Source organism: Gilliamella sp. (assembly GCF_024104075.1).
Lineage (GTDB): Bacteria > Pseudomonadota > Gammaproteobacteria > Enterobacterales > Orbaceae > Gilliamella > Gilliamella bombi.
On record NZ_JAGGHR010000049.1, the window covers coordinates 1 to 10,990 of the forward strand.

Genomic DNA, 10,990 nt, shown 5'->3' on the forward strand with positions numbered 1-10,990 from the left:
TCATCGGACACGCATTTTGTTAAAATGAAAGCCGATGAGTAATACGTGTCTGTCAGGTTAAGTTTGAGCTACTACAAATTAGCCGAACCAATCAGTGTCTTAACCTTCATTGTTTGGGTATCAACCAAAATTACCGACGCATTATTAATACCTTTTATGCGATTTCGCTCAATAAACAAATTGACTTGCCGACTAATGATTTTTTGCAGATTATTATCTAACGTAGTTTTAATTTCTTGAGCATCGCTTTGCTGTTGTTGAATGATTTGATTAATAAAATGCGGTGCACCAAAAGGCATTCGTTCTGGTTGACGCAAAACCAACTTTTGCGAAAAAAGAGCGACAATATTGCTATCAACAAAATATTTTTCTTGCCAACGCTCAAATAATTGATTTCTTGCTTTAACTAACGCTTTGCCAGCAAATCCGGTTTTTCGATCAACTCGATATGTTGGTGATTGAGGTAATACCACCAAAGTTAACGCCTCGGGCAAATTGACTTGTGAAGGTGGTTTATTAAAATAGATAAATGACGCAGCACCAATACTTTCAATATTGCGACCAAAAGGGGCATAATTTAAATACGCTTCTAAAATATCATGTTTAGAATACATCAACTCTAACTGTATAGCCCTAGCAATTTGATGCAACTTCCCACCAATGGTTTTAGTATTTAACCGCCAATGCATTCGCGCAAGTTGCATGGTAATGGTTGAAGCACCTTGACGATTTCCACCACCAAGATAGGTTGCTCCAAAAGCCCTAATTAGACTAAATGGATTAAAGCCAACATGATAATAAAACCACTGATCTTCGTGCAGTAACAAACCATTAACAATATCAGGCGAAATATCTTCTAAAGGCGTCCATAAACGATAACGATCATCATTGGCTAATGTCATTCGAATTAGCTGGTTATTATTATCATAATAGCGCTTTGAAAAAGTAAGTGATTCAGAAAGAGGAGCATGAGATAACAAACGAATAATAAGGATCGCAATAAATAATAGTAACAAAGCCATTAATTTATTTTGATGACGAATAATAAACCTAAACATATTTAGTCAAAAGCTTAAAACGCATGTATTAAAAAACACCACCAATGCGTTCACATCGGTGGTGGTTAAATTACATTTTATCAACAGTTTTAATGCCTAGCATATCAAGGCCAGTTTTAAGTGTTTTAGCTGTTAAAGAAGCTAATTTTAAGCGACTTTGTTTCAGGCTTTCGTTTTCGGCTGCTAAAATAGGGCAGTTTTCATAAAAACTTGAAAACAGCGTTGCAATTTCATAAAGATAAGCACAAAGCACATGCGGTGTACCTTCGCTTGCCACGATTGAAATAGTCTCATCAAATTGAATTAAACGAGTTGCTAAAGCACGCTCTTTATCAGATTCCAAACTAATATTAGCTGTTAAGCTATCTTCAGAAATATTGGACTTTTTAAAAATTGATAACACACGGGTATAAGCATATTGCAAATAAGGTGCGGTGTTGCCTTCAAATGACAACATATTATCCCAATCAAAAACATAATCAGTAGTCCGATTTTTAGAAAGATCAGCATATTTAACTGCACCAATAGCCACCGCATCGACAATTTTTGCAAGCTCACTTTCAGAAAGATCTGGATTTTTGTTACGAATTAAAGTTGTTGCGCGTTCACACGCTTCATCTAGTAAATCATTTAATTTAACAGTATCGCCAGAACGGGTTTTAAACGGCTTACCATCTTTACCTAACATCATACCAAACATATGGTGTTCAAGCTTTAATGATTCTGGTACATACTTAGCTTTGTGAACAATAGCCCAAACTTGCTCTAAATGTTGATGTTGGCGGGAATCAGTATAATAAAGAATACGATCGGCATGTAACGTTTCGTAACGGTATTTAGCACAAGCAATATCGGTTGTTGCATAAAGGTAGCCACCATCACGTTTTTGGATGATAACACCCATCGGTTCGCCTTCTTTGTTTTTATACTCATCAAGAAAAACAACAATCGCCCCTTCACTTTCAACCGCAAGCCCTTTCTGTTTTAAATCGGCAACAATATTAGGTAGCATGCTGTTATAAATGCTTTCACCCATAGTGTCTTCAAGCGATAACGTAACATTTAAACGTTTATAAGTGGCAATATTTTGCGTCATGGTAATATCAACTAGCTTGCGCCACATATCACGACAATATTCATCGCCACCTTGTAATTTCACTACATAATTACGAGCTTTTTCGGCAAACACTTCGTCTTCGTCATAGTGTTTTTTAGCAGCGCGGTAGAATGACTCTAAATCTGAAAGATCCATATCATTGGCATGTTCATTTTGCATCTTTTCAAGATACGCAATTAACATACCAAATTGTGTTCCCCAATCACCAACATGATTAGCACGAATAACATTATGACCTAAAAAAGATAAAACACGAACGCTAGCATCACCAATAATAGTTGAACGCAAGTGTCCAACATGCATCTCTTTGGCGACATTAGGCGCCGAATAATCAACTACTATAGTTTGCGGTTTGGCGGGTAAAGTAATATTAAGCTTATCACCACTTAAAGCAACTTCATTTTGCTCAGCAATCCAGCTATTTTTCAAAAAGATATTAATAAAACCAGGACCTGCAATTTCAACTTTTTCGGCGATATCATCGATATCTAAATGTTGCAAAACAGCTTGGGCAAGATCTCGAGGTGGCATACCAAGTTTTTTGGCAACTGACATAATGCCATTAGCTTGGTAATCACCAAATTGTGCTTTGTTTGATTGCTTAATTAAAGCGTCACAGTTCTTATCTGCACCTGCCATAATCATAGCTTGCGAAACACGTTGCGTTAATAATTGTTGAATATTCACACTAAACCTAACCAATTATAATAAAATGCCCAATATAATACCGACAAAGTGATGAATTGTCACTGATCGCATAAAAAGGGAGGGATCCTTTTTATTAAAAAGAGTGTAAAAAATCAAATAAAATTGATGCACAGCCAAAATGTTTTAATCAAGCTTTAGTTTTCATCAAAAAACAAAAATATAATGTAATTGTTTGATTTTTCTAAAAAATACCATTTATAAAAACTTCAATAAAATCAATAGTCTACCTGAGCAATTTTAGAGCGGAAAAATACTCTCACAACACTGTGTAAGATCAATATGAATTTATGTCCTGACTAATATTGACAAATACCCACTTGGAAAAAGAGATAAAAATGGATACTAAATACAGGCTAAATTGGATAATAAATAAGCGTATTGTAACACGTTAGAAGGTATTTTTTATCAAATTTGAATTGGTTGTCCGTGATGAGATATTTCAATAAAAAACTCACGAAAGGGTCATATTGCTAGTGTCTATAAATATCGCCAATTGGTATAACGATATTAGCATGTTGTATGATACGGTTAAAAATGTAAAGAAGGATCATGATGAATACAAAAGCTCAACATCCCCGAGTAATATTTTTATTGCACATTTCTTTTAAAAACATATCTGAATAAGAGCTTAAATTATCTTGATTTTTACCAAGCGGGTATTTTTTCCCTAATTTGAGCAGCCAATCACTAAAATGATGTAAAAATAATTTATTATCATTATCGATTTCAAATATTGCAGAATCAGAATAAGAATCAACTAATAAATCTAATATCTCCAAAAAAGCTTTATCATTTTTTAAAATCTCATCAACTGTAATTGCTTGAAGATATTTTATTATGTCTATTATCTGAGATAACGTTAAAATAGTTGGACCATTTTTTATATTATTTAATATTTGTTGGATCATAGCATTTATCTAAAAATTAACATCTCATTCTATTTATATAGTAGATGAATTTTGTACTTTTTGAACAATTTTTAAAACGATAATTACAGATGTAATATAATTGGGGAATTAATATGATTAATATAGATAATTTTTATGACTACGAAAAAAAACTGACTGATAAAGATTTAAATGCTTGTGAAAAGAAGTTAGGTATCACAATTCCAGATTCTTTAAAACAGCTTTACCTTAATTGTAATGGAGGAATGGTATATAAAGATATTTGGAAAACAACTGTTCCTCCATACAAACTTCAAGTTTTTAATTTTATTCCTATAAAATATAATAAAGCATTTAAAAATGACCCAGATTTTATCATGGAAGGTATTGCCTTCAAACATTGGGACGATAAAAAGTTACCTAAGGAGCTGTTACCTTTTGCTCGCGATTTAAGCAATGGTTTTTTGTGTATAAATATTAATACTGGTGCGATATATCAATATCTCAGACTAGAATGGGACGATACTCTAAATACAGAACAAAATTTTAAAAAAAATAGCATTTATTTATCTGATTCATTAGAAAATTTTTTAAATGCTTTAACTTATGATGAAGAGCAAGATCAAGAAAAAAACGTTGAAGATGAAGATATTAAACCAAGAGCAAGTAACAAATTCTATGACTCAGAACAAGCAATTAATACCGCTGACCTAAATGAGGTTGAAAAACTTTTAAAGATAAAAATTCCTGTTCAATTAAGACAATTCCTGTTACACCACAATGGTGGAATGCCAGAGAATAATGCTTGGCTGGATCCTGAAGGTGAATTTGAATGGGTTGTAATCCATGAGCTCATACCTGTTAAATACTATAAAAAATTTAATAATAACAAGAACTATTTAATGCCTTTCAAAGCAGCAGATTTATGGGGTAGAAAGTTATTACCGGAAACTTTTTTACCTTTTGCGATTGAGGCAGGTGGTAATTATTTCTGCATCGATATTAATAATGGAAAAATATACTACTATACTCTTGACACATGGTCAGACAATTTATCTTTAACGGATAATCAAGATAAGAGTACTCTTTTTCTATGCAATAGCTTTAATGAATTTATTTCTAAATTAGTGTGTGAAGATGATCTAGATGATTTATATGGTTTATAAATAATAGCCGTTAGGTTAATCTGCTCCCAGTTGGTATTGAAGACAATATTTATACATAAAAACTGGCTTATATTACAATACTTTCAGGTATTATGCTCCAGATATTGTCCACTTTGTTCAGCTTGATCCGTTTTAGGTTTTTAGTCAGGTTTAACCTGTGTCAGTGTGTGATGGATTGGCTTGAAACCATCAGTGGGATTGAATAGTGGTAATGATAAACGGAAAAGGAATAGAGGCTTCTCATCAAGTTAAATATGAGGTATTTATGGCTTTGGATTTTATGGCATCAAAAAATGAAAAGAAAATAGATGAAAGCACACCAGTATTTTCATTTAGGAAATTTGATTATGATAAATTACTCAATAATGCGAAACCATTAAGTCAGTATCCAATAATAAAAAAAATTGATGATTATTATGCTGATACTACCATTTTATATGGTGAAATTCAGCCTTTGATAAAGGAATTAAAAAGTCTTATTAAAACAAAAAAATTACATCTTGAAACAATTATTCATTTCATTGATTTTTTGGAAAAATCATTCAATGATGGTTTAAATATATATGTATACTGTGACTAGGTGTTTTTATTAATACCTCAAAGTAAAAATTATGTCATATATTCATGGAAACCATATTCAATATTAAATATAAAAATCCTATAGGCGATATTGATAATGATATAGATGATGAACTAACTCATTTTCAATATGCATTGGAAGAATTGAGAAGATATGTTGATTGTGAGTTTTTTATTAAACTGAAAGGCACTTACAAAATAAATATTGATCTTTATCCTGATATAACAGTATGTTATGAAGAAATAGTTAAGTCAATCAAACGAGTAAAAAATAATTGGACAGGCAAAGATGATATTTGGTTTTGTGAGCAAGGTTCAGATTTTTACTTCTATTATGACATTAATGATAAAGGTGTAGAACTTGAATATAAGAAGGGACCAGATGTAGGTATATATAATGGAAAAATTCCTGATATGAAACTTTCTATCAGTAAAATAGAGTATGTACAGGTTTGGGAAACATTATTTGAAAAATTATCTATGCTTATTGAAGAAAAACTTAATAAAAAAATTAATTTACCCTTTTAATAATATTTAAAGGTATTTAATTTTTTGTAAAACCTAAAAACATTAAATTTTTACAAGGAGGCCCTCAAGGAACTGCAAATTAGTGTAAAATCCAAAAAAAGTGGTAAAATTTGTTACAAAAAAATTATTCTATTGATTCTAATATCTGTCGTGTAATATGGTTATGACGACACTAAAGGAACAGGGCATAGCTCTTTGCTCCATATAAGCATTAAACGTTCAAATGGAACAATGGTGAGTATCGATATAGATGAATAACTTTTCAATTGAACATTTAATTTCTGTCATAGAAAAAGGCAAGGTTAGAGGATTTGATGAAGTAAAGGAAATAGATGGTGAATGCTATTTATTCCAATACGCACTGAAAAAGAAAAATGGATTATATAATACGTATCTTTTCTATATCATAGAAAAAAGATGGAAATTATTGAGGATTATGGTACAGAAGAAATTAAAGAATTCTCAAATATAATCGATGCTTTTAATTATTTTAAATCATTGGATGTCAATGTTGAGCATTTTGGGAGTATAAAAGGAACTTTGCCGTTTTAACCAAAGAAATAACTTCAAACTATTCTTCTTTAATTAAATCATTTGATAATCAAAAGGCACCACAAGTATCAATTTTAAAGTTGATATTTAAAAATAGAAGCTGACTTACACAATGATTTCATGGGAACTCTTATTTTGATATAAGCAAATTTCTTTAGTTAGGTCTTTAATGAAACATTAAAAATTTCAACAACGGATGTTATTTATAAAAGTGGCCGTGATATGTAGAAGAATAATCAAAATGAATTTTAAATGATTTTATCAGTAAGAAACTTTGTTAAATAATTTCTATTACGGAGTATGAATATTATGCTTGTTAAAGGTAATCTTTATCCAATAAAGGATATTATCTCTTATGTGAAAGACAATATTGAAAGAGGTGATGATTTTTGTCTCTATAGTGAATCTGATGAAGAATTGCTAAGTAATAAAAGTTATTACATTGATGACTATCCAGATGTAGATGATAATGGAAAAGAAATTTATCCGCCTCTTGTGTTAAAAAAGAAACTAAACTATCTTTACTCAGGTCAACAATTTGCTGATGTAGTCGATTCAGTTATAGATCAGAAACCTTCAGCTACTACAAATGAATTTATAAAAGCATTAAATTATTATTCTGAATATGACAATTTTTTAGATCTCTAATTTATTAAATTTCTGCAATAATATAAATTATTTAAATAACAGGGATATATTTGGCCTTAGCCTCATTTTTATGGCGATGGCCACCAGCACCAGATAAGTATCATCATCCGATATCAAACAGACCATCGGCGCAACCTGATGCAAACCGTGAAATATTGTGGGAATGCAGCTTTCAGTTATGGGGAAATCCATGGGAATTAAACCGGAGAGTCTTAATATGCTAGATAAAGAATTACTTGATATTTTTGGTCAAAAGCTCATTAGTCGTGTTAGAGATCAGTCAATTTTTGAATTTGAAGGAATGGTTCAAGGTAAAATTAAATCTGCAAATATGGTTAAATTAAATAATGAATTAAAAATATTTGATAAACATCAGATTGAAATTTTAAAAAAAGTAGTACTGACTGCTATTGATAGTGTTATTTACAATACATTAGATATGCTAGAACAAAATGAAGAAAGTATAAGATTATTAATATCTCAAGAAGGCAAAAATGAAAAAAATATTGTTGATATCAGTGATGGTTTATCAGGTGAACTATTCACAAAAAAAGGCTGGGTAGAAAAATTTAGTAAATATAAATAATTATTATCTATTAGTAGTATTTTGTTTTATAGCTATACAAGTTGGTGCAAAGGGCGGATTACAAATGAGATAAAACGAGTCAATTGGCACATAAACTAACAGTGGAACAGCATATTTATTATAATTATTATAAAAATAAATAGACGTAGGGAAATGCATCACAGTAGTTTATAGTAAAACTAAATAGCAGTCAGCGACAGTGTAGTAGCTTAGATTTAAACTTCCTTCTAAGCCATGGAGAGTTTCATGACTTTTGATGATGAAATAAAAATTAAACTTTCTCAATTATCAGAACCAGCAGAGTTGATCGATAACTGGGAAAATATTGCATACCAATTATCTAATTCGTTTGAGTGGAAAGGAACCAAAATTGATTGGTCAAAAACTCTTAAACACAAAAGTAATCAACTTTTTGGAAGCTATTCTAATTGGTTATTTACAATAAAAAAATTTATTATAGATAATGATATATCCGCTAAAATTAGAGAAAGCGGAGATATTTACTATATAAATGATTCATCTTTAAATTTTGCAGTACATTTAAAATTTAATCAATTTGATAGTTTTCTAGCTTTTGCTGTAGAAAGCATCCCTCAACATCATTATTTTTTTGATTCTTTAAATAAATGGTGTCTTGTTATAAGTTCTGAGGGATTTATCGATTTTGGATTATCACTAAAAAAGTCTGTTTAATTTTATTATTTGAAACCCAGATATAGGTAAATTTACTCAGCTAGACCTGATTGGGTTATTGGGTAGATTTAATCTGTTTCTGTATGCGCCTAATTCTCTAACGTGAATTAATCGATTAGCAAAGAAAGTTTGGTTGTATAAAAAACGGCAAAGTCTATAGAGTTATTAGACAAGATGAAAACATAACTTTTGGACTTTTTTAACTAAACTCGAATAATATATGGTTGCAGGACATGTAACTAATTAGGTATTTTATGAACATTATAAATTCTGATGTTAATGAAAAGATTATCGACGTAGTTGGAAAAATTAGATTATTAAATAAGTTAGATGAAAAAACAATGAATGATCTCTATTCTTCACTAGATGAAATGGTAACTAATTATAAAGAAAAAGATTTTATTTCAAAGGAATTAGCATATAATCTTTTAGTCCTGCATGATAACTTAGAAGGTGCTTTAAAATTTGGCTCTTATGAAGACATGAAGTATATAAGTAATATTAATTCAAAAGTAAGCGAATATATTGAAAAAATATTTTTAAGTTAAAAAGAAAAACTGAAATTAAATTAGGTTGGCTAATAGTACTACCACTATGACGCTGAACACCACCTGAGCAAAGTCCGCATAGAACGACTGTCCAGAAGAACTGCCCGATGCGAACGGCGAAATACTGAGGAAATGCAGTTTTCAGTTATGGGGCAGGGGTATTCAGGAAATTGAGTATGAATCAATATAGCAAGATTTTATTAGATATCAGAGATAGTATTTAGATAAGGTCTGGATTACATTATAACACTGAAAGACCGCATGAGGCATTAAATAACATAACATCGATTGGGTATAAAACACCAAAACAAGCAGCTTAATTTTCTACGTAAGTTGTGTACTAAGTCTAGAGGTATTTACAAATTTATTTTCTGAAAAGAGCTGGTATTCCTGAAAAAAAACAGATAGATTTTATAAAAAATTAGCAAATGTTGTTAATGGAGATATCATGCAACAAGTATATGAACTTATACCTTCATCAAATGAAAATAGTGGTATCAAATTTGGAGGAGGTGCATTTATTGATGGCAAGTGGCCCCAAAATCCATTAGGTGAAAATTTAACATTATTATTCACAATTGATAATGATAAATTATCTGATTCTATTAGTGGAATTAATCTTCCTAAAGATAAATATATTTCCGTATTTTCAACTTATAATGAAAATAGATATTTCTTAGACGATATTGTTTATTTTGGTGATGATGCAGAACTCGATCACTTAAAATCAGGATTTACAAGAGTAACGTTAACAGGCATATCAAAGCTATGCGAAAATAGTAATAGCCTTGCTCCTCAATATCTTGAATTAAAAAAAACACAATTAAAGAATAGTGATTATCCAACATTTTCTTTTTTGTCAAATAAAATACCCAAGGGAATTGTTGCTTGTGAAAAATTAATGCAACAATATGATTTTATTGGTCAATTATATTCATCAGATATTCCAGTTCATGATGGTGGAGCATTATTTTTATCTGATGCTATTGGGTATTTATTTTTAAAAAAGAAAATTGATGATTTTAATAATGCGGGTCTTTTTTTTGTTCAAATGGCATAATTATTTTAACATAACTATCTGACAGCATCGAAAAGTATTATACCCTCTCTGGTGCTAAATACCAGTTTAAAAACGGTCGCAAAATCCGTCTGCAATGCAAAGCCAGGAATAAAAGCATAGCAAAAAGCAGTAGAAAATTAAGAATGACTAGAGTATATGTAACTGATAATGATGGCAATAACATTCACAATATACGTGTTCCAAATGAGCGCAATACTTGAGAGCTAATTGAAGATATTTTTGGTGAAGGTTTTTCACATAATAAACTACACCCTAAAACTGTAAACTGAGGCTATGAATATCATAGAATTCCAGAATCTACAGTTCCATTCGATAATGATCTTCAACATATAAAATGGTATGACTGGCAGACTAAATAAGGGGCAGACGGACATGTATTTTATGATATATGGAATTAATTTATGGACCTATTATTTTCGACATATACCAATTTTTTTGGTACAAACATTGAGAACGATAAAGCAATAGAAATTAGAAAAGTTATTATTCATACTTTCAGAAAACCTTTTGTTAAAAAAGATATAAAGACTCATGGTCCTTTATGGAATCACTATATAGCGCCAAAAGGGGCGATTGATATTACTAATCTTGATATAGATAAAAATATACAGGGTTATGTATTAGTCGATGGAAAAGGAAAAAATATGTACTTATTTTTATCTTCTTTGAAAAACTTTTTATCATATCTTGAAAATAGAAATGATGGTTTATTTCCTGCTATCTATTTTGTTAATAAAGACTTTACCTTTTGTCTTGGAGAAAATGGATCGGCTACACTAATTAGTACCAGTTTTATAAGGTCATTGTTATGATAAACTAAAAATAAGAGAAGGTAACAA

13 protein-coding genes are annotated in these 10,990 nt (G+C 30.5%); 10 read left to right on the forward strand and 3 right to left on the reverse strand.

Features of this window, described 5'->3' with window-relative positions; translation table 11 throughout:
• Positions 1-71 precede the first annotated feature (71 nt).
• The 3 genes from J6569_RS10480 to J6569_RS10490 form a co-directional block, all read right to left on the reverse strand.
• Complete coding sequence (locus J6569_RS10480; protein ID WP_296318403.1) at positions 72-1,058, reverse strand: transglycosylase domain-containing protein; 987 nt, start codon at positions 1,056-1,058, stop codon at positions 72-74.
• Positions 1,059-1,128: 70 nt separating this feature from the next.
• On the reverse strand, positions 1,129-2,862 hold the full coding sequence (argS, locus tag J6569_RS10485) for an arginine--tRNA ligase (RefSeq protein WP_065589904.1): 1,734 nt from the start codon (positions 2,860-2,862) through the stop codon (positions 1,129-1,131).
• A 587-nt stretch (positions 2,863-3,449) separates the two neighbouring features.
• Positions 3,450-3,791 carry a hypothetical protein gene (locus J6569_RS10490; protein ID WP_085163978.1) on the reverse strand — a complete coding sequence of 114 codons (342 nt, stop codon included), beginning with the start codon at positions 3,789-3,791 and terminating at the stop codon, positions 3,450-3,452.
• 113 nt (positions 3,792-3,904) lie between these two features.
• On the opposite strand from J6569_RS10490, the gene J6569_RS10495 reads away from it, so the two are divergent.
• The 10 genes from J6569_RS10495 (at position 3,905) to J6569_RS10540 (ending at position 10,963) form a co-directional block, all read left to right on the forward strand.
• The gene (locus J6569_RS10495; protein ID WP_296318404.1) at positions 3,905-4,936 is read left to right on the forward strand and encodes an SMI1/KNR4 family protein; all 1,032 of its coding nucleotides are present in this window, start codon (positions 3,905-3,907) and stop codon (positions 4,934-4,936) included.
• Positions 4,937-5,147: 211 nt separating this feature from the next.
• Positions 5,148-5,516 (forward strand): hypothetical protein, encoded by a 369-nt coding sequence (locus J6569_RS10500; protein ID WP_085166158.1) that lies wholly within the window; start codon positions 5,148-5,150, stop codon positions 5,514-5,516.
• Between the two features lie 44 nt (positions 5,517-5,560).
• On the forward strand, positions 5,561-6,043 hold the full coding sequence (locus J6569_RS10505) for a hypothetical protein (protein WP_296318405.1): 483 nt from the start codon (positions 5,561-5,563) through the stop codon (positions 6,041-6,043).
• Positions 6,044-6,460: 417 nt separating this feature from the next.
• Positions 6,461-6,595, forward strand: a complete 135-nt coding sequence (locus tag J6569_RS10510; RefSeq protein ID WP_255456993.1) for a hypothetical protein — start codon at positions 6,461-6,463, stop codon at positions 6,593-6,595.
• Between the two features lie 309 nt (positions 6,596-6,904).
• The gene (locus tag J6569_RS10515; RefSeq protein WP_065608879.1) at positions 6,905-7,243 is read left to right on the forward strand and encodes a hypothetical protein; all 339 of its coding nucleotides are present in this window, start codon (positions 6,905-6,907) and stop codon (positions 7,241-7,243) included.
• A 190-nt stretch (positions 7,244-7,433) separates the two neighbouring features.
• Positions 7,434-7,829 (forward strand): hypothetical protein, encoded by a 396-nt coding sequence (locus J6569_RS10520; protein ID WP_085166131.1) that lies wholly within the window; start codon positions 7,434-7,436, stop codon positions 7,827-7,829.
• A 246-nt stretch (positions 7,830-8,075) separates the two neighbouring features.
• Positions 8,076-8,522 (forward strand): type IV secretion protein Rhs, encoded by a 447-nt coding sequence (locus J6569_RS10525; protein WP_174799410.1) that lies wholly within the window; start codon positions 8,076-8,078, stop codon positions 8,520-8,522.
• Between the two features lie 254 nt (positions 8,523-8,776).
• Positions 8,777-9,070: a hypothetical protein gene (locus J6569_RS10530; RefSeq protein WP_085166133.1), complete on the forward strand. Its 294-nt coding sequence runs from the start codon at positions 8,777-8,779 to the stop codon at positions 9,068-9,070.
• A 448-nt stretch (positions 9,071-9,518) separates the two neighbouring features.
• Positions 9,519-10,130: a hypothetical protein gene (locus J6569_RS10535; protein WP_065610599.1), complete on the forward strand. Its 612-nt coding sequence runs from the start codon at positions 9,519-9,521 to the stop codon at positions 10,128-10,130.
• Between the two features lie 422 nt (positions 10,131-10,552).
• The gene (locus J6569_RS10540; protein WP_296318406.1) at positions 10,553-10,963 is read left to right on the forward strand and encodes a hypothetical protein; all 411 of its coding nucleotides are present in this window, start codon (positions 10,553-10,555) and stop codon (positions 10,961-10,963) included.
• Positions 10,964-10,990: the final 27 nt, after the last annotated feature.

Coding starts and splice junctions, on each gene's coding strand:
- J6569_RS10480 (WP_296318403.1), bottom strand. CDS start 1,058: ATGTTTAGGTTTATTATTCGTCATCAAAATAAATTAATGGCTTTGTTA.
- J6569_RS10490 (WP_085163978.1), bottom strand. CDS start 3,791: ATGATCCAACAAATATTAAATAATATAAAAAATGGTCCAACTATTTTA.
- J6569_RS10495 (WP_296318404.1), top strand. CDS start 3,905: ATGATTAATATAGATAATTTTTATGACTACGAAAAAAAACTGACTGAT.
- J6569_RS10500 (WP_085166158.1), top strand. CDS start 5,148: ATGATAAACGGAAAAGGAATAGAGGCTTCTCATCAAGTTAAATATGAG.
- J6569_RS10505 (WP_296318405.1), top strand. CDS start 5,561: ATGGAAACCATATTCAATATTAAATATAAAAATCCTATAGGCGATATT.
- J6569_RS10510 (WP_255456993.1), top strand. CDS start 6,461: ATGGAAATTATTGAGGATTATGGTACAGAAGAAATTAAAGAATTCTCA.
- J6569_RS10515 (WP_065608879.1), top strand. CDS start 6,905: ATGCTTGTTAAAGGTAATCTTTATCCAATAAAGGATATTATCTCTTAT.
- J6569_RS10520 (WP_085166131.1), top strand. CDS start 7,434: ATGGGAATTAAACCGGAGAGTCTTAATATGCTAGATAAAGAATTACTT.
- J6569_RS10525 (WP_174799410.1), top strand. CDS start 8,076: ATGACTTTTGATGATGAAATAAAAATTAAACTTTCTCAATTATCAGAA.
- J6569_RS10530 (WP_085166133.1), top strand. CDS start 8,777: ATGAACATTATAAATTCTGATGTTAATGAAAAGATTATCGACGTAGTT.
- J6569_RS10535 (WP_065610599.1), top strand. CDS start 9,519: ATGCAACAAGTATATGAACTTATACCTTCATCAAATGAAAATAGTGGT.
- J6569_RS10540 (WP_296318406.1), top strand. CDS start 10,553: ATGGACCTATTATTTTCGACATATACCAATTTTTTTGGTACAAACATT.